The sequence below is a fragment of the Streptomyces sporangiiformans genome (assembly GCF_005768555.2).
GTDB lineage: Bacteria > Actinomycetota > Actinomycetes > Streptomycetales > Streptomycetaceae > Streptomyces > Streptomyces sporangiiformans.
On the sequence record NZ_VCHX02000351.1, the window covers coordinates 19851 to 44381 of the forward strand.

General features: G+C 71.3%; 17 protein-coding genes and 1 pseudogene. 11 read left to right on the top strand and 7 right to left on the bottom strand.

Features of this window, described 5'->3' with window-relative positions; all coding sequences use genetic code 11:
• The first annotated feature begins 42 nt into the window (after positions 1-42).
• The 10 genes from FGD71_RS46215 to FGD71_RS46260 all read left to right on the top strand — a co-directional run bounded on the left by FGD71_RS46215 (position 43) and on the right by FGD71_RS46260 (position 14242).
• Positions 43-1026, top strand: a complete 984-nt coding sequence (locus FGD71_RS46215; RefSeq protein ID WP_119106679.1) for an NADPH:quinone reductase — start codon at positions 43-45, stop codon at positions 1024-1026.
• 106 nt (positions 1027-1132) lie between these two features.
• On the top strand, positions 1133-1675 hold the full coding sequence (locus FGD71_RS46220; RefSeq protein ID WP_119106633.1) for an SRPBCC family protein: 543 nt from the start codon (positions 1133-1135) through the stop codon (positions 1673-1675).
• A gap of 156 nt (positions 1676-1831) precedes the next feature.
• Positions 1832-3400, top strand: coding sequence for a class I adenylate-forming enzyme family protein (locus FGD71_RS46225; protein WP_119106634.1), 1569 nt, complete (start codon positions 1832-1834; stop codon positions 3398-3400).
• Between the two features lie 136 nt (positions 3401-3536).
• Entirely contained in the window at positions 3537-4940 is a 1404-nt protein-coding gene (locus FGD71_RS46230; protein ID WP_119106635.1) for a nitrate/nitrite transporter, read from the top strand.
• Positions 4933-7026 carry a molybdopterin oxidoreductase family protein gene (locus FGD71_RS46235; RefSeq protein ID WP_240437097.1) on the top strand — a complete coding sequence of 698 codons (2094 nt, stop codon included), beginning with the start codon at positions 4933-4935 and terminating at the stop codon, positions 7024-7026. The genes FGD71_RS46230 and FGD71_RS46235 overlap by 8 nt, the downstream gene beginning before the upstream one ends.
• An 8-nt stretch (positions 7027-7034) precedes the next feature.
• Positions 7035-8426, top strand: coding sequence for an FAD-dependent oxidoreductase (locus FGD71_RS46240; RefSeq protein WP_119106636.1), 1392 nt, complete (start codon positions 7035-7037; stop codon positions 8424-8426).
• Entirely contained in the window at positions 8423-9685 is a 1263-nt protein-coding gene (locus FGD71_RS46245) for an FAD-dependent oxidoreductase (protein ID WP_119106637.1), read from the top strand. The genes FGD71_RS46240 and FGD71_RS46245 overlap by 4 nt, the downstream gene beginning before the upstream one ends.
• 126 nt (positions 9686-9811) lie before the next feature.
• Entirely contained in the window at positions 9812-11377 is a 1566-nt protein-coding gene (locus FGD71_RS46250; protein ID WP_119106638.1) for a carboxylesterase/lipase family protein, read from the top strand.
• A 57-nt stretch (positions 11378-11434) separates the two neighbouring features.
• Positions 11435-13288: an asparagine synthase (glutamine-hydrolyzing) gene (gene asnB / locus FGD71_RS46255; protein ID WP_119106639.1), complete on the top strand. Its 1854-nt coding sequence runs from the start codon at positions 11435-11437 to the stop codon at positions 13286-13288.
• A gap of 96 nt (positions 13289-13384) precedes the next feature.
• Positions 13385-14242: an arylamine N-acetyltransferase family protein gene (locus tag FGD71_RS46260; RefSeq protein WP_119106640.1), complete on the top strand. Its 858-nt coding sequence runs from the start codon at positions 13385-13387 to the stop codon at positions 14240-14242.
• A gap of 76 nt (positions 14243-14318) precedes the next feature.
• Here FGD71_RS46260 and FGD71_RS46265 read toward each other — a convergent pair whose 3' ends face one another.
• From FGD71_RS46265 to FGD71_RS46290, 6 genes are all read right to left on the bottom strand, one after another.
• Positions 14319-14840: a shikimate kinase gene (locus tag FGD71_RS46265; RefSeq protein WP_119106641.1), complete on the bottom strand. Its 522-nt coding sequence runs from the start codon at positions 14838-14840 to the stop codon at positions 14319-14321.
• Entirely contained in the window at positions 14837-16021 is a 1185-nt protein-coding gene (gene aroC / locus FGD71_RS46270) for a chorismate synthase (RefSeq protein ID WP_119106642.1), read from the bottom strand. The genes FGD71_RS46265 and aroC overlap by 4 nt, the downstream gene beginning before the upstream one ends.
• Positions 15990-17936, bottom strand: a complete 1947-nt coding sequence (locus FGD71_RS46275) for an anthranilate synthase family protein (RefSeq protein ID WP_119106643.1) — start codon at positions 17934-17936, stop codon at positions 15990-15992. Before FGD71_RS46275 ends, aroC begins: the two co-directional genes overlap by 32 nt.
• Positions 17933-18556, bottom strand: coding sequence for an isochorismatase family protein (locus FGD71_RS46280; RefSeq protein ID WP_119106644.1), 624 nt, complete (start codon positions 18554-18556; stop codon positions 17933-17935). The genes FGD71_RS46275 and FGD71_RS46280 overlap by 4 nt, the downstream gene beginning before the upstream one ends.
• Before the next feature lie 45 nt (positions 18557-18601).
• A complete protein-coding gene (locus FGD71_RS46285; RefSeq protein ID WP_119106645.1) occupies positions 18602-19372 on the bottom strand; it encodes a 2,3-dihydro-2,3-dihydroxybenzoate dehydrogenase in 771 nt (256 codons plus the stop codon).
• A 73-nt stretch (positions 19373-19445) separates the two neighbouring features.
• Positions 19446-20618 (bottom strand): 3-deoxy-7-phosphoheptulonate synthase, encoded by a 1173-nt coding sequence (locus FGD71_RS46290; RefSeq protein ID WP_119106646.1) that lies wholly within the window; start codon positions 20616-20618, stop codon positions 19446-19448.
• An 883-nt stretch (positions 20619-21501) separates the two neighbouring features.
• Between FGD71_RS46290 and tal the strand changes: the two genes are divergently transcribed.
• Positions 21502-22698 carry a transaldolase gene (gene tal, locus FGD71_RS46295; protein ID WP_119106647.1) on the top strand — a complete coding sequence of 399 codons (1197 nt, stop codon included), beginning with the start codon at positions 21502-21504 and terminating at the stop codon, positions 22696-22698.
• A gap of 462 nt (positions 22699-23160) precedes the next feature.
• Here tal and FGD71_RS50365 read toward each other — a convergent pair.
• Positions 23161-24322: pseudogene (locus FGD71_RS50365) on the bottom strand (serine hydrolase domain-containing protein).
• Positions 24323-24531: the final 209 nt, after the last annotated feature.

A 24531-nucleotide genomic window follows, 5' to 3' on the forward strand; every position in this document is an offset into this window, starting at 1 on the left:
GCGGACGAGTGCCGGGCATCTTTGCCAGAATCCTTGACCATGATACGTGCTGCTTACATTGAACGGCTCGGATCTCCGGACGTCATCCGTTACGGCGATCAGCCCACGCCGGAACCGGGGCCGACCGACGTGCTGGTGGACGTTCGGGCCGTCTCCGTCAACCATGTCGACACCTTCGTGCGCTCGGGGGCCTGGCGCACCCCGCTGACCTTCCCCTTCGTGATCGGTCGGGACCTGACCGGCACCGTCGCCGCGGTCGGCGCGGGCGTGCACCGGTTCCGGCCCGGCGACCGGGTGTGGTGCAACAGCCTCGGTCACGACGGCCGTCAGGGGGCGGCCGCCGAGCAGGTGGTGGTGCCCGTCGACCGGTTGTACCGCCTGCCGGAGGGCGCCGATCCGTACGAGACCGTGGCGCTGGCGCATCCGGCCGCGACCGCCTACCTCGGCCTGTTCACCCACGGGCGGCTCCGGTCCGGCGAGACCGTCGTCGTGGTCGGCGCAGCCGGGAATGTGGGAAGCGCCCTGGTCGTGATGGCCGCCGCCGCGGGTGGCCGGGTCATCGCCGTCGCCTCCGAGCGGGACGCCGAGTACTGTCGCGGTATCGGCGCCGATCACGTCATCGACTACCGGGATCCTGACGTGCCCGGACGCATTCGCGCCGCCGCTCCGGCGGGCGCCGACCTCTACCTCGATGCCTCCGGCATGAACGACCTCGAGACCGCGGTGGACCTCCTCGCTGGGCGGGGGCGGATCGTGCTGCTCGCCGGACTGCGCTCCAGGCCGGAGCTGCCCGTGGGGCCGCTCTACCTGAGGGACCGTTCCGTCCTGGGCTTCGCCATCTCCCACGCCACCCCCGGTGAACTCGCCGAGGCTGCCAGCGCGATCAACCGGCTGGTCGCCGACGGCAGCCTCAGGCCCCGGGCGGTCGAACGGCTCCACCTGAGCGACGCCGCCGAGGCGCACCGCCGGCTGGAGGAGGGCAAGGTGCGCGGAAAGCTAGTGCTGAGCAGGGACGCCAAGGGCTGAAACGGTCGCGGCAGACCGGTGCCGGTGAAATGAGGGAATTCGGACCTGACAAATGAGAAAGCCGCTCTTTGACGGGCACCGGGTGTCCTCTGACAGGATTCTGCACATGAATCAGTCAATCATCGACACCTCGCCGTTGTTCGATCTCAGGGCCGACAGTCACATTTCCGCGACCCCCCTCGAGGTTTACTCCGTCGTCAGTGATCTGCCGCGCAGTGCCGAATGGAGCCCCGAATGCCGGGGTGGGCAGTGGGTGTCTGGCGAACCCTCGACCGTCGGGGCCGTCTTCCGCGGCGAGAACCTCCGCAGCGAGGATGTGGTCGCCTGGGCGCCCCTGGTGCGCGGTGTCTGGCACACCGAGTGCCGCATCACCGCCGCAGAGCCCGGCCGCACCTTCCAGTGGATGATGCTCAGCCACGCCCGCGAGGACCAGGAGAGCATCTGGGGCTTCGACATGGCGCCCGCCGACGACGGCTGCGTGCTCACCCACCACTTCCGCATGGGTCGGGCGACCGCGGGCATCCACAAGATCGTCGCCGACCTGGACGAGGATGCCCGCAAGAGGTTCGTCGCCGACTGGACCGCCAAGCTCGAGCAGGACCTCGACGCCACGCTGAAGCGCATCAAGGATGTCATCGAAAAGCGGTGACATTCCCTCCCGGTGACCGCATCGACTTCCGGTGAGTAATTTCCGTCGCGCCCCTTTTCCCCGGCGCGAAAAGATGCGGATCCGTACCGGAGACTGAAATTCAGACAGCCTGCCGCACGGCTGATGAACAGTCGCGGCGGATGAGAGGGTGGGCAGATGTTTCTCCAGCGCATCGGAAACAAGGGAATTCGGCTGGGCACGCTGTTCGACCGGGCCGCGGCCCGGCACCCGGCGAATCCCGTGATCCTCGACCATGAGCTCGACGTCGCTCCGGAGCGCGGGCGCCACATGACGCTGACGGACGTCGCCGACCTCGTCGACGACCTCGCCTCCCGGTTGTGGGCGGCGAACGTCCGGCCCGGGGAACGCGTGGTCGTCCACAAGACCAACGGGTTCGACATCACGCTCCTCGCCTGCTCCATAGCCAGGATCGGCGCCGTCCCGGTTCTGCTGTCCCCGAAGCTGGACGGCGCCACCGTGTGCGAGCTGGTGCGCCGCGTGGACCGGCCGCACCTGGTGACCGACCAGGACAAGCTGGATCACCATCTGCCCGCCGAGGTCTTCGGCCTCACCCGGCAGGTGCTCCTGGCCTCCGGCAGCCACGAGGAGGCCGTCAAACTCGCCTCGCTGGCAGGCTCCACCCGGGTCACGCCGGTGACCATGCCCCCGGACCATCCGACACTGGTCACCCACACCTCCGGGACCACCGGAACACCGAAGCTGGCGGTGCACACCGGGCGTACGTTCCAGGCGCGTTACCGCCCCCAGGGCACGGTGGCGTCCCTGGTGCGCCGCAGCGAGCCGGTAGCCATCCACGTGTCGTTCGTGCACTCGCGGATGTTCACCGCCATGCCCATCACGATCCTTCAGGGGCACCCGGTGATCATCCTCAGGGACGACGACCCGGAGGTCGTGGCCGAGGTGTTCCAGCAGGCCCCGCCCGGCCTGATCGAGGCCCACCCGAACACGTTCCTGCGCTGGGAGGTGCTGGTCGACGACCCGCGCCGGCCGCTGGCGAACGTGAAGTACTTCAGCAGTACCTTCGACGCCATTCACCCGCGCACCGTGCACCTGATGCTCACCGCCTCGCGGCGCGAGGCGCCGAAGTTCGTCCAGATGTACGGGCAGAGCGAGGTCGGCCCGATCGCCGGCCGCACCTACTCCAAGAAGCGCGGCGCGGACGCCGACGGCCGTTGCGTGGGCTCCCCGTTCCCCGGCATGACGGGCATCCGCTTGGTCAGCCGGGACGGCAAGCGGCCCACCAAGTCGTCCCCCGGATACATCGAGGTGCGCTCCGACGGACGGATCGTCACCTACCTCGGTGAGCACGAGCGCTGGGAGAAGCAGGCCGACGGCGAGTGGTGGCGCATGGGCGACCTGGGCTACCGCACCAAGTGGGGCTGCCTGCACCTGCTCGACCGGGAGGTCGACAAGATCCAGGGCATCGACAGCACCCTGGAGATCGAGGACACCCTCTTCGCGCGGATGCCGGAACTCGTCGAGGTCATCATCGTCCCGGACGACGACGGCAAGCCCGTGCCCGTGGTGTGCACCCGCGACGACAAGCCGCTCGACCTCGCGGCCTGGAAGTCCGCGGTGGCCGGTCTGTCCGCGATGGCGGAGCCCGTGCAGTGGAAGCTCGACGACCTGCCGCAGACCGCCACCACCAAGATCAAGCGGCTGGAGCTGGCCCGGCTGCTGAAGGCGGAGCGGACGGGCGAGTAAGCCCAGGCCCCGCGCCGCCGCCCCCCTCCCGGGCGCGGGCCCATTTACTCCCGTGGGCCCGCGCCCCTTTCCCCCCACCCGCAGGGCGTCCGACGTCACGCGTCGGGCCGCCGTCCCCAGCCGAGGAGTTGCCCCGATGTCGGCACTGCGCGTCTCCCGACGCCGGATCGAGCACTGGGATCCGGAGGACGAAACGTTCTGGGAGCGCACCGGCGAGCACGTCGCACGACGCAACCTCATCCTGTCGATCTTCTCCGAGCACATCGGGTTCTCGATCTGGAGCATGTGGTCGGTCCTGGTGCTGTTCATGTCCCCCGCCATCGGCCTGGGCTTCGCCCCGAGCGAGAAGTTCCTGCTGGTGGTCACCCCCACCCTGGTGGGCGCGCTGCTGCGGCTGCCGTACAGCCACGCGGTGACCCGGTTCGGCGGGCGCAACTGGACCGTCTTCAGCTCCACCCTCCTGCTCGTGCCGGCGCTGCTGGCGCTGTACTTCGTCCAACAGCCGGGCACGCCCCTGTGGGTGTTCCTGGTCGTCGCCGCGACGGCGGGCGTCGGCGGCGGCAACTTCGCGTCCTCGACGACCAACATCGCCCACTTCTTCCCCCGGCGTCACCAGGGCTGGGCGCTCGGCCTCAACGCAGGCGGCGGCAACCTGGGCGTCGCGGTGATCCAGCTGATCGGACTGCTGGTGATCGCCACAGCGGGCGAGACCCACCCCGCCTACGTGATCGCCGCCTACCTGCCGCTGATCGCCCTCGCCGCCCTGCTCGCGGCGCTCGGCATGGACAACGTCGACACCGGTCCGGCAGGGCCCGGCGTGCTGCGCGAGGCGGTGGGCAACCAGCACACCGGGTGGATCTCGCTGCTGTACCTGGGCACGTTCGGCTCGTTCATCGGCTACGGCTTCGCCTTCGGCCTCGTCCTGCAGAACCAGTTCGGCACCACACCGCTGGAGGCGGCCGGCTACACCTTCCTGGGGCCGCTGCTCGGCTCGCTCTCCCGGCCGCTCGGCGGCCGGCTCGCCGACCGCTGGGGCGGAGCACGGGTCACGTTCTGGAACTTCCTCGCCATGGGCGCGGGAACCGGCCTGCTGCTGGTGGCTTCGGCACACCACTCCCTCGCGCTGTTCGTCGCCGTGTTCACGGTGCTGTTCGTGCTCAGCGGCCTCGGCAACGGGTCCACGTACAAGCTGATCCCGGGGGTCTTCGCCGGGCAGGCGGAGGCCGCCGTCACCGCCGGCCACGACGCGACCGAGGCCTTCGCCCGCGCCCGGCGCCTGACCGGCGCGGTCATAGGCATCGCCGGTGCCGTCGGCGCGCTCGGCGGCGTCGCCGTCAACCTGGCCTTCCGGGCGTCCTACGGCGGCCCGGGGACGGGCGAGCCCGCCTTCTGGTCCTTCCTCGCCTTCTACGCGGTGTGCGTGACCGTCACGCGTGTGGTCTACCTGCGCGCCCCGCACGGCGCCTCGCCCGACGTCGCGCACGACCCGCGGCGGACCGGGCAAAGCGCCGCCAAGCCGTCGGAGGCCACCCGTGCCTGACACCGCGGCGAGCACGAGCGTGGCCACCCACTGCCCGTACTGCGCCCTGCAGTGCGGGACCCGCCTCGGCCACGACTCAGGGGGGACGGTGGTGGAGCCCTCCGACTTCCCCGTCAACGACGGCAGGCTGTGCCAGAAGGGCTGGACCGCTCCCGCCCTGCTCGACGTCCGGGACCGGCTGCGCCACCCGCTTGTGCGCGACGCGGTCGGCCGTCTCGTCCCGGTCGACTGGGACACCGCCCTGGACACCGTCGCCGAAAAGCTGTGGCGGATCCGCGACGAGCACGGCCCAGACGCGCTCGCCGTGTTCGGCGGGGGCGGCCTCACCAACGAGAAGGCGTACCTGCTGGGCAAGTTCGCCCGGCTCGCCCTGAAGACCAGCCAGATCGACTACAACGGCCGGTTCTGCATGTCCTCGGCCGCCGTGGCCGGGGCGGTGGCCTTCGGCCTGGACCGCGGACTGCCCTTCCCGGTCGGCGACCTGGGCGGGGCGGAGGCGATCCTGCTCGCCGGCGCCAACCCCGCCGAGACGATGCCTCCGCTCATGCAGCACCTGGAGAAGGCCGACTGCATCGTCGTCGACCCCCGCCGCACCAAGACCGCCGAGCGCGCCGCCCTGCACCTGCAACCGGTGCCGGGCACCGACCTGGCGCTGGCGCTGGGGCTGCTGCACATCGCCGTGAGCGACGGCTGGTGCGACAAGGAGTACGTCCAGGAGCGCACCACCGGCTTCGACGCGGCCTGGCGGCGCGCCGTGACCTGGTGGCCCGAGCGCGTCGAACGCGTCACCGGCGTCCCCGTCGCCGAACAGCGCGCCGCCGTACGGATGCTGGGCGAGGCGCGGCGGGCGTACGTGCTGACGGGCCGCGGCGCCGAGCAGCACAGCAAGGGCGCCGACACGGCCGCGGCCTTCATCAACCTCGCGCTCGCCCTGGGACTCCCCGGCGTCGCCGGAAGCGGTTACGGCTGCCTGACCGGACAGGGCAACGGGCAGGGCGGCCGCGAGCACGGCCAGAAGGCCGACCAGCTCCCCGGCTACCGCATGATCACCGACTCGGCGGCACGGGCCCACGTGGCGCAGGTCTGGGGCGCAGACCCGGACACCCTGCCCGGCCCGGGCCGCAGCGCCTACGAACTGCTCGACGCGCTCGGCACCGACGGCGGCCCGCGGGCCCTGCTGGTGTTCGGCTCCAACCCCGCCGTGTCCGCGCCGAACGCCGCCCACGTCTGCGACCGGCTGGCCTCCCTCGACCTCCTGGTGGTGGCCGACTTCGTGCCGTCGGACACCGCGCGGATGGCCGACGTGGTGCTCCCGGTCGCCCAGTGGGCCGAGGAGGAGGGCACCATGACCAACCTGGAGGGCCGGGTGCTGCGCCGCCGCCGGCTGCACCCCCCGCCGGACGGCGTGCGCACCGACCTGGAGGTCCTGCACGGCCTCGCGGTCCGGCTCGGCGAACCGGCAGACCGCTACCCGACCTCGCCGCGCCAGGTCTTCGAGGAACTGCGGCGCGCCTCCCGCAGCGGCAGGGCGGACTACTCCGGCATCAGCTACGACCGCCTGGACGCGGGGGAGACCCTGCACTGGCCCTGCCCGGAGACCCCCGGCGGGGAGCCGCACCCCGGCACCCCCCGCCTCTTCCTCGACCGCTTCGCGCACCCGGACGGACGCGCCCGGTTCGCCGAGGTCGACCACCGCGACCCCGCCGAGACCACCGACGCCGACCACCCCCTGTACGCCACGACCGGCCGCGTGCTCGCGCACTACCAGTCCGGCGCGCAGACCCGCCGCGTGACCGAACTGCACGAGGCCGCGCCCGAACCGTTCGTCGAGATCCACCCCGACACCGCCGAGCGCGCCGGGCTGCGCGAGGGCGAACCGGCCCGCATCACCTCGGCCCGCGGCACCGCCGTCGCGCGCGTGCGGCTGGTCGGCAGCATGCGCACGGACACGGTGTTCGTGCCGTTCCACTATCCCGGCCCCGGCCGGGCCAACCTGATCACCAGCACCGCCCTCGACCCCCGCAGCAGGATGCCCGAGTTCAAGGTCTGCGCCGTGCGGATCGAACCCGGCACCGATGCGTCGTGAGGCCCGCCATGCCCGCCTCGAACCACGTCCTCGTCGTCGGCCACGGCCCCGCGGCGCACCGGCTCGTCGAACGCGTGCGTCACCACGGGCACCGGGGCCCGGTCACCGCGCTGGGCGCGGAGCCACGGCCGGCCTACAACCGCGTGCTCCTGACGTCCCTCCTCGGCGGCACCCTCACCGCCGAGGACCTGAAGCTGCCGGACCCCCCGGACGGCGTACGCGTCAGGACGGGCGTCACCGCCACCGCCGTGGACCGCGCCCGCCGCCTGGTCCACACCGACACCGGGGAGACCCACCCCTACGACCACCTGGTGCTGGCCACCGGCGCCCGGCCCCGGATCCCGCACCTGCCCGGCCTGCTCACCGCGGACGGCGGGCTCACCGAGGGCGCCACCGCCCTGCGCACCCTCGCCGACTGCGAACGGCTCGCGGACGGGCCCGTGGTGGTGCTCGGCGCCGGCGTCCTCGGCACGGAGACCACGCTCGCGCTGCTGCGAGCCGGCCGCGACGTCACCCTCGTACACCCCGGACCGCACCCCATGGACGACCGGCTCGACGACATGGCCGGCGCCCTGCTCGCCGACCACCTCCGCTCTCGCGGCGCCCATCTGCGGCTGCGGCGCGCCGCCGCGGAGTACCGGCCCGGCAAACTGGCCCTCGACGACAGGGAGATCCTCCGGGCCGACGCGCTGGTGCTGTGCACCGGCGTCGAACCCGAGACCGCACTCGCCCGGCGGGCCGGACTGGCCGTCCGAACGGGCGTGGTCGTCGACCGGCACCTGCGCACCAACGACCCGCGCGTCCACGCGATTGGGGACTGCGCGGAATTCGACGGCGAAGCGCCCGGACTCGTCACCACCACCTGGGAACAGGCGGAGACCCTCGCCAGGATCCTCAGCGGCGAGGAGGCGCACCACCGCGCCGACCGGCCCGTCGTACGTCTGAAGGCGCCCGGCATCGACCTGGCCTGCCTCGGCCCGCCCGACCCGCCGGGCGCCACCCGGCACGTCACGCTGTCCGACCCCGCCCGGGGCCGCTACGCCAGGCTCGCACTGTCCGGCGAGCGGATCCTCGGCGGGGTCCTCATCGGCCTGCCGCGCGCCACCGCCGCGGTCGGCCAGCTGTACGAACGCGGCCTGCCGGTGCCGTCCGACCGGCTCGGGCTCCTGCTGGGCACCGCGGCCACCGAACGGCCCGCCTCCGTCGAACTGCCCGACGAGGCCGTGCTCTGCCACTGCAACCACGTCACCAAGGGAGACCTGCTCCGCGCGTGGCGCGCCGGCGCCCGTGACCTGCCGGGCGTCGCCGTCGCGACCCGGGCCACCACCGGCTGCGGCGGCTGCGCGGACGACGTGCGGCTCGTCCTGGCATCAGCGACCGGAGGGAACAGCGACCCATGACCCGCACACCGCGCACCCTGGTGGTCGTCGGACACGGCATGGTCGGCCACCGCCTGGTGGAACACCTGCGCGCCCACGACCGGCACGGCACCTGGCGTGTCGTCGTCCTGGCCGAGGAGCCCCGCCCCGCCTACAACCGGGTTGCCCTGTCGTCCTACCTGGAGGGCAAGAGCGCCGCCGACATCACCCTCGCCGACCACGAGTTCCTCAGCGACCCCCTGGTGGACCTGCGGACGGCCGCCCCGGCGACCGGCATCGACCGGCGGGCGCGCACCGTCACGACCGCCGACGGCACCGTCACCCACTACGACGCCCTCGTGCTCGCCACCGGGTCACGGCCGTTCGTGCCGCCCGTACCCGGACACGACCTGCCCGGCTGTTTCGTCTACCGCACCTTCGACGACCTCGACGCCATCCGCGCGGCGGCACGCGAGGGACGCCCCGGCGTCGTGGTCGGCGGCGGTCTGCTCGGCCTGGAGGCCGCCGACGCGCTGCGGCTGCTCGGGGTGCGGCCCCACGTCGTGGAACTCGCGCCGCGCCTGATGCCGCTGCAACTCGACGAAGGCGGAGCAAGGGTGCTCGCCCGGCTCGTCGGCGACCTCGGACTGCGGGTGCACTGCAAAACCGCCGTCCAGGCCGTGCGCGCACGAGCCGACGGCCGGGCCTGCGGAGTCACCCTCACCGACGGCAGCACCCTCGACGCCGAACTGGTGGTGTTCTCCGCCGGGGTGCGCCCCCGCGACGAACTCGCCGGGCCGGCCGGGCTCGCGACGGGCGAACGCGGCGGCTTCCTCGTCGGCGACCGGTGCCGCACCGAGGACCCGCGCATCTGGGCCGTCGGCGAGTGCGCGGCCGTCCGGGGCCGCACCTACGGGCTCGTCGCGCCCGGCTACCGCATGGCCGAACTGGTCGCCGACCAGCTGCTCGGCCGCCCCGGCACCCGCTTCGCCGAGCCCGACACCTCCGCCAAGCTCAAACTCCTCGGCGTCGACGTGGCCAGCTTCGGCGACGCCCACGCCGAGACCGAGGGTGCCCTGGAGTACGTCCTGCGCGACGACACGGCAGGCACGTACGCGAAGGTCGTCCTCGGCCCGGACGGGCGGGTCCTGCTCGGCGGCGTGCTCGCAGGCGACGCCTCCGCTTACCGCACGCTGCGCGCCCTGGTCGGCCGCGAACTGACCACTCCCCCCGACAGGTTGCTGTCCGGAGCGGGCCTCGGCGGTCCGCCGCCACGGGCGCGGGAACCGGCCGCGGCATGACTTGACGGAGTAGTGACCGGCAGTTGGCGACTCCCTCGGCACAGGAGCGACGATCACTGTGCTCCACTCCCCGGTGCGCGCCGCGCCGCCCATGACAACGCCCAGGCGGGAAGTGAGGTTTGCCAGATGTCCAGTCGCACAGTAGTCGTCCGGACGACGGCGGGACGAGTGGCGGGAGAGCGAGCCGACGGACTCACCGTCTTCCGGGGCGTGCCCTACGCGGCGCCGCCGGTGGGCCCGCTGCGGTTCTCCTCGCCCCGGCCCCCCGAGCCGTGGCAGGGCGTGCGAGACGCCACCGCCTTCGCCGCGCCCTCGCTGCAGGGCGATTACCTGCCCGACAGCAGCGAGGACAGCCTGTACGCCAACGTGTGGACCCCGGACGTGGAAGGCCGTCTGCCGGTCCTCGTCTACATCCACGGCGGCGGCTGGATGCTCGGCGCGGGCAGCGAACCCGACTACGACGGCGCCCGCACCGCCGTTCACGGCCGGATGGTCGTCGTCAACTTCAACTACCGCCTCGGCGCGTTCGGCTGGGGGCTGCACGAGGAATTCTCCGACCCGCGTACGGGCTACTTCGCCAACTGGGGCCTTCAGGACCAGGCGGCGCTCGTGCGCTGGGTCCGCGACAACGCCGCCGCGTTCGGCGGCGACCCCGACCACATCACCGTCGCCGGCACCTCCGCGGGCGGCTCCAGCACCTGGCAGCTCGCCCTCCTGCCCGAACTGCGCGGCATCATCAGGAGGATCGTCCCGATCAGCGTCAAGCACGTGTGGGAACCGGCCAGTTCCTCCACCCCCGAGGAGTCCCGTGAGGTCTACGAGCACCTCGCGCGCCGCTTCGGCACGACCGTGCCGGGCCTGCGCGCCGTAACGGCCGCCGAACTGCGCGACGCCTGGGACGAGGTGTACGCGGGCAGCCCCACCGGCCGGTTCGTGCAGGGCGGGCGCGAATACCGCGGGCCGGTCGTCGACGGGCGGTGGATGCGCGGCTACGACCACGCGCTGCCCACGCCCCGCATCCCCATGATGCCCATCTACTGCCGTACCGAGGGTTCGTTCTTCACCACCGGGCCCGGATACCCCTACCCCGGCCCGCACCCGGCCGACGAGGCCGGACTGCGCGCGGCTGTCCGCGAGGTCCTCGAAAAGGGCGCCGTCAAGGTCACCGACGAGCAGGTGGACGACTGCATCGCCCACTACCGGCGGGCGTCCGTGGCGGAGGGCTTGCCGCGCGACCCGGTGTCGGTGTGGACGCAGGTGTGGGGTGACGGGCTGTTCCGGTACGAGATAGTCCGGCTCGCCGAGCGGCACGCCCGTGAGTGCGACGCCACCGCGTCCCCGCAGTTCCTCATGGAGTTCGCCCACCCGCTCAAGGAGCCGTACGCCGGCACCACCCCGCACGAGGCCGTCGCGAAGTTCCTCTTCGGCACGTTCGCGCTGCCGGTGAACGCGCCCGCCTGCGGGGACGGACAGCTGGAGCGAAGGATCTCGGACGCGCTGATCGACCTGGTCGCCTCCTTCGCCCGCGGAAGGACACCGAGCAGCGAGCACGTGCCCGCCTGGCCGGTGTTCACCCCGGACCGGCCCACCGTGATGGTCCTCGGAGGCGAGCGGGTGGCGCAGATCGGCACGGTGTCGGCTCAACTCCACCTGTCGTACTGGGACCGTGCCGGCTGGGCGCCGCGGCCCTGAACACCACTCCATCCCTGGGCCATTCATCACCACAGGAACGAAAGGACTGGGAATTCGATGTGCGGACTCGCAGGCTGGGTCGCCTACGACCACGATCTGTCGGCGCACGGCGGGACGGCGTCGGTCATGACGGAGACGCTGGCGTGCCGGGGACCCGACGACCGCGGCGTGTGGATCTCGCCGCACGCGATCCTCGGGCACCGCCGGCTCTCCATCATCGACCTGGAGGGCGGCCGCCAGCCCATGCATGTCACCGGCGAGGACGACGGCCTCCCCGTCATCGTCTACACCGGCGAGGTGTACAACTACCGTGAGCTGAAGGAGGAACTAGCCGGTCTCGGCCACACCTTCCGCACATCCAGCGACACCGAGGTGGTCCTGCACGCCTACCTGGAGTGGGGCGAGCACTTCGCCGAACGCCTCAACGGCATGTACGCCCTCGCGGTGTGGGACCCGCGCAGCGAGGAACTGCTGCTGGTCCGCGACCGCATGGGCGTCAAGCCCCTCTTCTACTACCCGACGCCCGACGGCGTGCTGTTCGGCTCCGAGGCCAAGGCCATCCTGGCCCACCCCGACGCCGAGGCGGTCGTCGACTCCGAGGGCCTGGCGGAGATCTTCGCCATCATCAACACGCCCGGCCACGCCGTCTTCAAGGGCATGCACGAGGTCGTGCCCGGCACCGTCGTCCGCTTCCACCGCGGTGGCCGCACCACCCGCACCTACTGGCAGCTGGAGGCCCGCCCGCACACCGACGACCTCGACACCACCATCACCCGCATCCGCGAACTCCTCGAGGACATCGTCGAACGCCAGCTCATCGCCGACGTCAAGGTGGGCACCCTGCTGTCCGGCGGCCTCGACTCCAGCGCCATCACCGCGCTCGCCGCCAAGGTCTTCCGCGACCAGGGCAAGCAGGAACGCATCACGGCCTTCTCCGTGGACTTCAAGAACAGCGAGGAGACCTTCCGCGGCAACGGCATCTGGATGGACCCCGACACGCCGCACGCGATCGACGTCGCCCGGCAATCCGGGGCCGAGCACGTCATCGTCGAGCTGGAGAACCACCACGTCCTCGACGAGGACGTGCGCATGCGGGTGCTGCGCGCCCAGGACCTGCCCATCTCCACCGGCGACATGGAGCACTCCCTCTACCACCTGTGCAAGGCGCTCAAGGAGCAGGTGACTGTCGCCCTGTCCGGCGAGACCGCGGACGAACTCTTCGGCGGCTACAACTGGTTCTTCGACAAGGAGGCCGTGGAGGGCGACACCTTCCCCTGGTACGACGCCTGGCGCCGGCTCGGCGGCCTGGACACCATGAAGGAGATCGGCCTCTGGGACCGGCTCGGCCTCGACGAGTACGTCGCCAAGCGGTACGCCGAGGCGCTGGCCGAAGTGCCGCGACTGGCGGGCGAGTCCGCCCACGAGGCACGGATGCGGGGGCTGTCGTATCTCAACATCAGCCGCTGGGAGAACTTCCTGCTGGACCGCAAGGACCGCATCAGCATGGCCGCGAGCCTGGAGGTCCGGGTGCCGTTCACCGACCACCGGCTCGTGGAGTACGTCTTCAACGTCCCCTGGGCCATGAAGACCTTCGACGGCCGTGAGAAGAGCCTGCTGCGCGCCGCCGCGAGCCACGTCCTGCCCGAGTCGGTGCTGGAGCGCAAGAAGAGCCCCTACCCCTCCACCCAGGACGTGGAGTATGTGCGGGCCTTGCGCGCCAAGGTCGAGGCCCTGCTCGTCGGTTCCCCCGTGCTCGACCTCGTGCCGGCCGAGGGCATCCGCAAGCTGCTGGACAAGCCCGTCGAGTCCTACGCCGGGCTGGGCGGCCTGTGGGGCATGAGGGCCGTCATGGAGCGCCTGGTCGAGTTCGACGCGTGGGTGAAGGAGTACGACGTCCGCGTGGAGTGGTGACACTCCCGCAGGTGCGGCGCGTGGGCCCGTCCGGTGCCGCGCGCCGCACCGGCATTGGATCCTCCCCCTCATCTCACACCCGCGAGAAGGACGCTCATGGACACCTCAGGTCTGCCGCTCGTGGTCGACGACTCCCCGGAATGGGGCAGCAAACGGCTCGACCTCGACGCCTACCTCGCCCGCATCGGCTACCGGGGCCCCCGCGACACTTCGCTCGAGGCGCTCCGCGGGCTCCACCGCGCCCACCGGGACTCCGTCTGCTTCGAGAACGTCGACATCGCCCTGGGCCGCAAGGTCTCCATCGACATCGACTCCGTCCAGCGCAAGATCGTCCAGGCCGGCCGCGGCGGATACTGCTACGAGACCAACCTGCTGTTCGCGGCCGCGCTGGACTGCTTCGGCTTTCCGGTCACCCGGCTCCTGGTCCGCATCCGCGAGGGCAGCAGCAAGCGCCGGTTCCGCTCCCACACGGCCCTGCTGGTCCGGGCGGACGACACCGTGTGGCTGGCCGACCCCGGCTACGGCTACGCCGCGCTCATCGAACCCCTGACTCTCCAGCCCGGAGCGGAGAGCACCGTCGCCGGCTGGTCGTGGCGGCTGGCCGTCGAGGACGGCCACTGGATGCTCCAGTACCGGCGGCCCGAGGGCTGGTTCGACATCTACGCCTTCCGCACGGAACCCCAGTACGCCGTCGACTTCGAGGCCGCACACTTCGTCAGCTCCACCCGCCCCGGCTCGCCCTTCGTCGGACAGCTCGTCGTCCAGCGGGCCACCGACGACGAGCGGTACCGGCTCAAGAACAACGAGCTCATGACCGAGTACCGCAGCGGCGAGCAGCGCCTGCGCGTCCTCGCCCCCGACGAGGCCGTGGATGTCGTGCGGACCACCTTCGGGCTCCCGCTCACCGCCGAGGAGACCCGCCTGTTGCGTGACTTCCTCGCCGCCCGGCAGTGACGGCCGGACCGCCGCACGAGAACTCCCCGCCCCGCACGGTGTTCGCGCGAGGCGGGGAGTTCCGCTTTCCGTCCGTTCAGGCCCTCGCCTCGTGCAGGGCCAGCGCCACCACGACGGCCCTCACGACGCCTTCCGGGGTGAGCCCGCTGGTGTCGACCACCGCGCGGGCGACCTCCGTGTAGAGCGGACGACGCGCCTCCGTCAGCGTGCGCCACTCCCGGTGCGGATCGCCGGCCAGCAGCGGCCGGCCCGTGTCCCGCCCGACCCGCCGGATCGCCTCGGCGACGTCTACGTCGAGGAAGACCACCGGCAGCCCGGACAGCAACGCCCGCGTCCGCGGAGCGAGGACCGCCCCACCGCCCAGCGCGAGAACGCCGTCGTGCTCGGCGAGCGCGCGGGCCACCGCCCGCTGCTCGATGGCCCGGAAGGCGGGTTCGCCCTCGTCGACGAAGATGTCCGCGATGCTGCGGCCCTGCTCGGCGACGATGTCGTCGTCGGTGTCCCGGTAGCCGACGCCGAGCCGCTCCGCCAGCAGTCGGCCGACGGTGGACTTGCCCACGCCCATCGGGCCGACCAGGACGATCAACGGTGTGCTCATCGGATGGCCAGGTGATCGAGGTACGACTGGACGTTGCGGCGGGTCTCGGTCACCGAGTCGCCGCCGAACTTCTCCGCCACCGCGTCCGCCAGCACCAGCGCGACCATCGCCTCGGCGACGATGCCGGCCGCCGGAACCGCGCACACGTCGGACCGCTGATGATGCGCCTGGGCGGGCTCGCCCGTGGTCACGTCCACGGTCCGCAGCGCTCGCGGCACGGTTGCGATGGGCTTCATCGCGGCCCGCACCCGCAGCAACTCGCCCGTCGTCAATCCGCCCTCCGTACCGCCCGACCGACCGGAGGCACGCCTGATGCCCTCCGGCGAGGACACGATCTCGTCGTGGGCCTGGGAGCCCGGCACCCGCGCCAGGCCGAAGCCGTCGCCGACCTCGACGCCCTTGACCGCCTGGATGCCCATGAGCGCGGCGGCGAGGCGGGAGTCCAGCCGCCGGTCCCAGTGCACGTGCGAGCCGAGACCGACCGGCACGCCGTACGCCAGCACCTCGACGACGCCACCGAGGGTGTCACCGTCCTTGTGGGCCTGGTCGATCTCCGCGACCATCGCCTTCGACGCGTCCGCGTCCAGGCACCGCGCGGGATCGGCGTCCAGCTTCTCCACCTCGGTCGGCGTCGGATACACCCCGTACGGCGCCTTCGCCCCCGCCAGCTCCACGACGTGCGACACGATCTGGATGCCGGTCGCCTCCTTCAGGTACGACCGTGCCACCGCCCCCAGGGCCACCCGCGCCGCGGTCTCCCGGGCGGAGGCCCGCTCCAGTACGGGGCGGGCCTCGTCGAAGCCGTACTTCTGCATTCCCGCGAGGTCGGCGTGGCCGGGGCGGGGGCGGGTCAATGGCGCGTTGCGGGCGAGCCCGTCGAGGATCTCGGCGTCGACCGGGTCGGCCGCCATGATCTGCTCCCACTTCGGCCACTCGGTGTTGCCCACCATGATCGCGACCGGGGAGCCGAGCGTGAGGCCGTGCCGGACGCCACCGAGGAAGGTGACCTCGTCCCGCTCGAACTTCATCCGGGCACCACGCCCATAGCCCAGCCGCCGCCTCGCGAGATGGTCCGCCACCATGTCCGTGGCGATCGGCACGCCGGCGGGAAGACCCTCCAGCGTCGCGACGAGTGCGGGACCGTGGGACTCACCCGCGGTCAGCCAGCGCAACATGCTCAACGGTGCCGTGCTCCTTTCCCATCGCGCCGGCGAGAACCTCCTTGATCAGGTCGCCGACGATGCGGACGCCGTCCTGGGTGAGCACCGACTCGGCGTGGAACTGCATCGACGCGAAGTGCGGGCCGCGCAGCGCGTGCACCTCGCCGGTGTCGGGGTCGCGGCTGACCTCGACGACGCCGCCCACCCCCTCGCAGTAGACCTTCTCCTCCTGGCTGCGGGCGGCGAACGTGTTGTAGAAGCCGACCCGCTCCCGGGCGCCGAACAGGTCGATCTCCTTCTGTACACCCTGGTTGGGGACCACCCGGCGGACCAGCGGGAAGCCGAGCAGCGTGCAGAGCGTCTGGTGGCTCAGACAGACGGCGAGGAAGGGGCGCCGCTCGTCGAGCAGGGTGTGCACGGCGGTCCGCAGGTGGGCGATCTTGGGATGGCCGGTGTCGCTGGGGTCGCCCGGACCGGGCCCCAGCACGACGAGGTCGTGACCGTCCAGCGAGTACGGCTCGTCGAACCGACGGACCGTCACCCGCAGCCCCATCGACCGAAGTTGGTGATCGAGCATCGACGTGAACGTGTCCTCGGCGTCCACGACCAGCACCCGGCGGCCGATCAGCGCCGGATCGGGCTGCGATCCCTGGCCGTTCCCGGCCAGCCAGAAGCCGGCGAGGGTGGCGTTGCGCTCTTCCAGGGCGGCGCGGACCCGCGAGTGGTCCGCGAAGCGGGAGGGCCCGTCGGACTCGATGGCCGCGAGCAGCCCCGCCGCCTTCGCCTTGGTCTCGGCGACCTCGCCCGCCGGGTCGGAGTGCCGCACGAGCGTGGCGCCCACTCCGATCCGCAGCCGACCGGCGTCGTCGATGTCGGCGGTGCGGATCAGGATGGAGGAATCCAGGGCCCGGTCACCGCGCTCGTCACGGCCGATCAGCGCGACGGCGCCGCTGTAGTAGCCGCGGCCCTCGGGTTCGTAACGGCTGATGACACGGCAGGCGTTCTCCAGCGGGCTGCCGGTGACGGTCGGGGCGAAGAGCGTCTCGCGCAGGATGTCGCGGGGGTCCCGCGTGCTGCGTCCCTCGATGAAGTACTCGGTGTGCGCGAGGCGGGCCATCTCCTTGAGGTACGGCCCGACCACCCGGCCGCCCGACTCGCAGATCCGGGCCATCATCTTCAGTTCCTCATCGACGACCATGTACAGCTCGTCGGCCTCCTTGCGGTCGGCGAGGAAGTCCAGCACCTGCGGCAGGGTCGGGCCAGTGGACGGATAACGGTAGGTGCCGCTGATGGGGTTCATCACCGCCGTGCCCTCGCGCAGGCTGACGTGCCGCTCGGGGGTGGCGCCGACGAGGGTGCGGGAGCCGGTGTGCACCAGGAACGTCCAGTGGGCGCCGCTTTCGCGTTGCAGCAGGCGCCGGAAGACGGCCAGGGCGTGGTGTGGCGTGTAGCCGGTGATGTCGGCGGTGTAGTTGCGCTTGATGACGAAGTTGGAGCCCTCCCCGGTGCCGATCTCGTCCGTGACGACCCGGCGGACGGTGTCGGCGTACTCCTCGTCCAGGACGTCGAAGCGGCCGCCGGACAGCTTGACGGGCAGGTCGGGGATCCGGGCCAGCACCTCGGCGACGGGCACGGTGGCCTGACCGGTGACGGTCATCGCGAGCAGCGGCGTGCCGTCGTCGGGGGAGGCGAAACCGCGCTCGGCGATCTGCCGGTAGGGCACGAGCGCCAGGACCTCGTGGCGGGGGCCGTCACCCGTGTCCGGGGCGTCGGGCAGGGGCAGTTCGGCGAGGGTGCGCAGCTCGGTCGCCTCGCCGACGACGACGTCCAGGACTCCCGGGCCCGTCGTCTCGGGGCGGTGCAGCAGGGCGTACGCGGCCGGGGGCCGTTCGCCCAGGATTCGGCCGAGCAGGTCGTCGCTCGGGGTGCCGGTCATGCCAGGACCTCCTTGGTGGTGACGAGGACGGCGCAGCGCTGCGCCGCGTACTCCAGGGCCAGCCGGTGGTGATACCGGGAGAAGTCGGCCACCGCGTCGGCCACCAGGAACGGCTGGATGTCGTGGGTGAACGCCTCGACGGCGGTCATCAGTACGCCCACGTGGGCGTACACCCCGCCCAGCACGAGCTGGTCGCGGCCGGCGGCGCGCATCCGCTCCAGCAGGTCGGAGCGGAAGAAGGCGCTGTAGCGCCACTTGGTGAGCTGCCAGTCGCCGGGGGCCGGGGCCAGTTCGTCGACCACCTGCCGGTCGGCGGGGGCGGTGCGCATGCCCGGGCCCCAGAAGTCCTTCAGCAGGCCCCGCTGCTCGTCGGTCATGCCGCCGGGCTGCGCCGTGTACGCCACCGGCATGCCGAGCCTGGCGCAGTGTTCGCGGACCAGCCGGGTGTTGCGTACGAGTTGCTCGCGCAAGTCCTCGGCGAGAGGCCGCAGGAAGTAGCGCTGCATGTCGTGGAGCAGCAGGACCGCGCGGCCCGGGTCGATCGACCAATGGGCGACGTTGCCGGGCAGATCGCCCGCCGTCGGCATCGGGTAGGGGGAGATCTCGGGTATGCCTGCCATGGACTTCTTCTCCTGGTCGGCTGACGTCTGTGGGGGCTTATGGGCCTAGGCGCCGAGGGCGGCCCCGCCGTCGACGGTGAGTTCGTGCAGGGTGATGTGGGAGGCCTCGTCGGACAGCAGGAAGACGACGGCGCCTGCGACGTCCGAGGGGCGGGCCAGCTTGCCCAGCGGGATGCCCACCCGGAAGGCGTCCAGCCGTCCTTCGACCGTGTGCTTCGGGCCGGACTCGTCGTGCCACATGGACGTGAGCATCGGGGTGCTGGTGGAGCCCGGTGCCACGACGTTGCAGCGGATGCCGTCCCGGGCGACCTCCAGGCCCAGGCTCTTGGTGAACATCGTCGCCGCCGCCTTGGACGCAGCGTAGGCGGCCATCTGCACCCGAGGGGCGGCGGCGGCGTTGGACGCGACGGTGACGATCGCGCCGCGCCGGCGCGGCAGCATGCGGTTGACGACAGCACGCGACATCAGGAAGACACCGGTTGCGTTGACGGCGAACGTCGTCGTCCAGTCCTCGTCGGTGAGGTTGCGCACGTGGCCCAGCCGCAGCACACCGGCGCCGTTGACCAGGTACTCCAGCGGGCCGAGGCGCTTCTCGGCCTCCTCGACCACTGCTTCGACGTCCGCGCCGCTGGTGACGTCGGCGGGGAGGGCCTGCGCCTCCAGGCCGTCCGCGCGCAGCTTGTCCACCACTCGCCGCAACCGGTCGGCGTCCCGGTCCACGGCGGCCACCACCGCGCCGCGTTCGCCGAGGGCGCGGGCCACCGCCTCGCCGATGCCGCTCGCCGCTCCGGTGACGAGTGCGACCTTCCCGTCCATCTTCAGGACCTCCTCATCTGCGTGTCTGCCTGCCGGCCGTGCGTGTGCTGATCGGGGTGGGTGGGTCGAGGTGTCATCCGAGCCAGGCCGAGGCCACGGCGACGGCCTGGCTCGGGTTGAGGCGCGGATCGCAGTAGGACGTGTACTTGTCCGCGACGTGGTCGACGCAGGTGTCGTTGGGGACGCACTCGGTGACGTCGTCCGGGGTGGTCTCCAGGTGCAGCCCGCCGACGATGCCGCCCTCGGAGCGGACGGCCTCCTGGAACTCCTGGATCTCCCGCTCGATCGTCTCCAGGTAGCGCGTCTTGAGGCCGTTGGGCAGGGTGACGGTGTTGCCGTGCATGGCGTCGGTCAGCCAGATCACCGGGTGCCCGGCCTCGCGTGCCGCGGCGACGAGCTTCGGCAGCCGGTCGCCGACGGTGGCGGCTCCCATGCGGGCGATGAGGGTCAGGCGGCCCTTCTCCCGCTGCGGATCGAGCCGTTCGCACAGCCCGAGAAGTTCGTCGGCCGTCACCTTCGGCCCGATCTTGCACGCGACCGGGTTGGCGACCCGGGACAGCAGGGCGACGTGGGCGCCGTCGAGCTGGCGGGTGCGCTCGCCGATCCAGGGCCAGTGCGTGGAGGTGAGGACGAGCCGCCCCCGCTCGTCCCGCCGGACCATGGGCAGTTCGTAGTCCAGGATCAGGGCCTCGTGGCTGGTCCACACGGGCGGCTCCATCCACTGCCGCCGTACGGCGTCCCGCCAGCCGAGGTGGGTCATGATCTCGCGGGCCGCCTGGTAGCAGGCCAGGATGCGCTGGGGCTCCGGCCGTCGGCTCTCGGGGTCGGGCTCCGGGCCGTTGACCATGTGGCCCCGGTAGGACGGCAGTTCCACACCTCCCACCAGTTCGGTGGGGCTGGAGCGGGGCTTGCCGAACTGACCCGCGATACGGCCCACTCGGACAACCGGCTTGTGCGTGATCATCTTCAGCGCGCCGACCAGCAGGTCCATCACGGCGGTCTTGCGGGCGACGTAACCGGGCGTGCACTCGGCGGGGTCCTCGGCGCAGTCGCCGGACTGGAGGATCAGGGCCTCTCCCGAGGCGACCCGGGCCAACAACGAACGCAGGGTGTCGACGTCCCATGCGTCGACGAGCGCCGGACAGCGGGACAACGTGTCCCTGACCTGCCGCACCCGTGATGCATCAGCCCAGTCGGGCTGCTGCCTGGCCGGTTTGTCCTGGGTGTCGAGCAGAGCGTTATCCACTGGTGTCTCCTTTGGCGAATGGCATGACTTTGCGGTGCGCCATCGCCGGGGCACGGGAACCCCGTGACGTGCGCAGCCGTGCGGGTCTCGGACGTGGGCCGGCGGGGTCAGGCATACTGCCGTGAACCTGGGGGCCGTCGGCCACCGGGAAAGTCGCGCGAGAGGCGCCGCCGCGGCTCCGTGCGGGTGGTGCCGATCCGCGCGCCCGGAGCGGGACGACTGCCGGATTGTTCGGCACACGTAATAGGCCCGGTCGCCGGATACGTCGCGGGAACGCCGCGGGCGACAATTGCTCGCTTTGAGGTGGACTGTTTCGGCGTCGGCGGCAGCGCGCAATGGCGCCCGTCCAAGATGCGTTACTGGCTCCGGTAAGACGCTTTCCCGTTCATCCAGCGCCGGCCGCTGGCAGAGAAACCGAGACGACTGTCAAGGGCCCGTTCGTGGCGCTATTACGCCGGGGAGTCGAGGTGCCGTTCGAGCGGCGTTTTGGGTGACCCCCTGACCGGGCGGGGTTTGAAAAACTGGTCGTTCGCCCAGGTGGCGCGCCCCCGGACGTCTCTCGGCGGATGGGTTGCGGACAGTTCCGGTGGAGGGGCCGTCGAAGACGGCGGTGTGGGTCATGCACGTGGTGCACCCTCGGTAGGCGGTGTGGCCGTGTCGGACCTCCGGCCAGCTGTTCGCCCCCGATCCTGAGTCGAGAGTGAAGGATTACCCAATGGCGATCGACGCACTTCGTCAAATAGCCGGTACTTCATCAAGTCGATGTGTGAACCATTTTGCGCCAATGTGGCACACCGCCCGTAGTTCATCTCGGGTACATGCGAATAACCTTGATGCTGACGCTTGAACTCGCGGCTGATGCACTAAGGAGTAACGATCCGTCATGTCGGACCGGCTGAGGTCACAGGGCGTGCGGGAGCTGGACGAGCTGGTCGCGGAGGGTGTCTCGCCATGGCTGGACGGACTCAGCCGCGGCCACTTGGCCTCCGGATGCCTCACCCGTCTCGTCGCGCACACGGGAGTCCGGGGCGCCACGTCGGACCCGGCCGCCCTGGCCGCGGCGGTCGAGACCGACGACGACTACCGTGAACAGCTCGCCGGCCTGGCCTCCGACGACATCTGCGCCGCCGACGCGGTGCGAGCGGTGTCCGCGCACGACGTCCGCTGGGCCTGCGACGAACTCCGGTCGGTGTACCGGGCCACGCGTGGACTGGACGGCATGGTGTCGATGGATTTGGACCCGCGCCTCGCGTGCGACGCCGAGTCAGCCGTCGCCGAGGCGGAACGGGCGCTGCGCGCGGTGAACCGGCCGAACGCGATGGTCAAGCTGCCGGCCACTACCGAGGGGATCGCCGCGATCAGGGAGTGCATCGGTGAGGGCATCCCGGTCCACGTCACCGCGGTCTTCTCCGTGTCACGCTACCGCCAGGCCCTCGACGCCTATGTGGAAGGCCTCCAGCGCGCCCTGGCCGAAGGCCGACGGCTCTCCGCGCTCTCCTCGGTGGTCTCACTGCCCGTGGGCCTGCTGGACGCCGACGTCGACGCGCGGCTGGAGGAGCTGGGCACCCCGGACGCCCTCGCCCTGCGCGGCGAGGCCGCCGTGGCACGTGCCCGCCACATCTACCAGATGTACGACGACTGGTTCGGCGGCGCCCACTGGCGCGCCCTGGCCGCCGCGGGGGGCCATCCGCAACGGCTGATGTGGACGGCCACCACTGTGACGGACCCGTCGTCGTCCCCCACCCGATACGTGGAACGGCTCGTCACCTGGGGCACGATCAACACGATGACCCTCCCCACCCTGGAGGCCGCCGCCCGTCGCCTCGCCCTGTATGGCGACACGCTCATGGGTCGCCACTGCGCGGCCCGTGAGGTGTGGAGCCGACTGGAGCGCCTGGGCATCAACGGCGACGAGATCGCCGGAAAGCTGGAAACGGAGAGCATGAAACGGCTGGCCGCTGCGTGGAGCGACCTGTACGCGGCGGTGGACGCGGGGCGGCACACGGCCCATCGGACGCAGTCATCCAGGCGGCGAGGGTGCACCGGGGACTCCACGGAGAAACCTTTGTCGACTAGCTGAAGTGCCCGGCTGCCGTGGCGGGTTTCCTGCTTCTTGGGGTACTGGGGCTGGTAGTCCCGTGGGGTCGATGATCCGAGGGTGACCAAGCCGGACTGGTTGATGCGGTCGTGGCGGACGCGGGTGTGGGTGTCGGCATCGCGGCTGTGCGTGGGGAGGGCCTTGGCAGGGTGGTGTAGACGGTGGCCGGGGTGGCGCGGTGAGGGCGGGCAGCCGGGCTGGGCGACGGGGTTGTCGATGTCCCATCGCCAGGCCGTGCCGTAGGTGTTGCCGGCGGCGAGCGTCCGGCCGTCGGGGCTGAAGGCCACTGCGTCGAAGTTTCCGGTGCGGGAGACCCTGTTCGTGATCAGCGACACCAACGAGGGGTTCAGGAGGCTCCACCCGTATGCGCCAAGCGCCCCGCGACCACCCAAAGGGGATTCCCGTTCGACGCGCGTCTCTCAAGATCGGGAAGACAGCAACTACTCAGCCAGACGCGCGCTCTTGGCACAGGGCGTTTTCCACCAGCGTGTGCGCGAGTTTCTCCTGACCGAGCATGCTGTCCATCTGGTTGAACTGGGTGGACATGGCGACCACCACGCTGTGCCGGCCGTCATCCGTGACGCCGTTTCGTGTCCGGTAGCCGAGTTGGTCTCCGCCGTGGGTCCAATAGATGCCGCCGCAGGACAGCGGGCGGGAGAAGAGGCCGAGTCCGTAGCGGGCGCCCGGCAAGATCTCGTTGGTCTCCTCGTTCACCGGGACCGTGCGCTGCATCTGCTTCAGCAGCTCCGGGCGCAACAGCTTGCCACCGAGCAGGGCGCGGAAGAAGCGGTCGAGGTCGGCGGTGGTGGAGATGAGACCGCCCGACGCGTCCGCGTCGATCAGTTCGGTGACGTCCACCAGGGGGCCGTCGGACTCGAAGGGCTGGTAGCCACGCAGGTGCGGGTGGGGCAAGGAGGGAGAAGTGCCGGGCCAAACGGTGTGGTTGAGGTGGAGCGGGCGCATGATCCGGTCGTTGACCTCCTCGCACCACGGTCGGCCGGTGACCTTCTGGATGACCAACCCCAGGACTGCGTAACCGGTGTTGGAGTAGCTCCGTCCCTGGCCCGGCTCGAACACCGGCTTGTGCTGCATGGCCAGGGCCACGATCTCCTCGGGGGTGTGGATGTCGTAGCGGTGCGAGTAGTACTCCTCAAGGGAGTCAAACCCCGGGTAGCTCTCGTCGGAGATGCCGGATGGTGATCTTGCCGCCGCGGTTGCCGTTACCCTGCACCACGCCGGGGAGCCAGCGTTCCACGGTGTCGTCCAGCCTGAGTTTGCCCTCCCCGACCAGTTGCAGGACGACCGTGGCGACGAACATCTTGTTGTTGCTGCCGATCCGGAAGTAGGCCGAGGGCGGGACCGGGCGGTTGGTCTCGATGTCGGACACACCGCTGGACGCGACCACGTTCCTGCCTCCAAGGCCGGTCTTCCACGCCTGGACACCCGAGACCCCGAACGCCGCGATCGCCTCGGCGTCGCGTTGCAGCGAGCTCTTGCCGTACCCCTGTTCCTGCCCCGATGGCGTCGCCCCGGCCGGAACCGCGGCCAGGCTTGCCGCCGCAGCCAACACCACGGCACCTGTCGCGAACTCGGACCTCAGACGCATGCTGTGAAGTCTCAACGGCACTGAAAGCGGCGGCCATCCGGCTGTCTACCGGACCTGGGGTGGGGCTGGCCCGACTCACCGGCCTGCCAGAGGAACGGAACCGACTTCACCACCCTCGACCAGTGGCTCCGGCTCCACCAGGGCTGACTACCTCACAACAAGATTCAGGTGCTTCCCAGAAGCGAGTTCGTTGCGGTTCGCCTCGACGA

What these genes read in the sequence shown, in the direction of transcription:
- FGD71_RS46220 (WP_119106633.1), top strand. Translation starts at nt 1,133, where the DNA reads ATGAATCAGTCAATCATCGACACCTCGCCGTTGTTCGATCTCAGGGCC.
- FGD71_RS46225 (WP_119106634.1), top strand. Translation starts at nt 1,832, where the DNA reads ATGTTTCTCCAGCGCATCGGAAACAAGGGAATTCGGCTGGGCACGCTG.
- FGD71_RS46230 (WP_119106635.1), top strand. Translation starts at nt 3,537, where the DNA reads ATGTCGGCACTGCGCGTCTCCCGACGCCGGATCGAGCACTGGGATCCG.
- FGD71_RS46240 (WP_119106636.1), top strand. Translation starts at nt 7,035, where the DNA reads ATGCCCGCCTCGAACCACGTCCTCGTCGTCGGCCACGGCCCCGCGGCG.
- FGD71_RS46245 (WP_119106637.1), top strand. Translation starts at nt 8,423, where the DNA reads ATGACCCGCACACCGCGCACCCTGGTGGTCGTCGGACACGGCATGGTC.
- FGD71_RS46250 (WP_119106638.1), top strand. Translation starts at nt 9,812, where the DNA reads ATGTCCAGTCGCACAGTAGTCGTCCGGACGACGGCGGGACGAGTGGCG.
- asnB (WP_119106639.1), top strand. Translation starts at nt 11,435, where the DNA reads ATGTGCGGACTCGCAGGCTGGGTCGCCTACGACCACGATCTGTCGGCG.
- FGD71_RS46260 (WP_119106640.1), top strand. Translation starts at nt 13,385, where the DNA reads ATGGACACCTCAGGTCTGCCGCTCGTGGTCGACGACTCCCCGGAATGG.
- FGD71_RS46265 (WP_119106641.1), bottom strand. Translation starts at nt 14,840, where the DNA reads ATGAGCACACCGTTGATCGTCCTGGTCGGCCCGATGGGCGTGGGCAAG.
- FGD71_RS46275 (WP_119106643.1), bottom strand. Translation starts at nt 17,936, where the DNA reads ATGACCGGCACCCCGAGCGACGACCTGCTCGGCCGAATCCTGGGCGAA.
- FGD71_RS46280 (WP_119106644.1), bottom strand. Translation starts at nt 18,556, where the DNA reads ATGGCAGGCATACCCGAGATCTCCCCCTACCCGATGCCGACGGCGGGC.
- FGD71_RS46285 (WP_119106645.1), bottom strand. Translation starts at nt 19,372, where the DNA reads ATGGACGGGAAGGTCGCACTCGTCACCGGAGCGGCGAGCGGCATCGGC.
- tal (WP_119106647.1), top strand. Translation starts at nt 21,502, where the DNA reads ATGTCGGACCGGCTGAGGTCACAGGGCGTGCGGGAGCTGGACGAGCTG.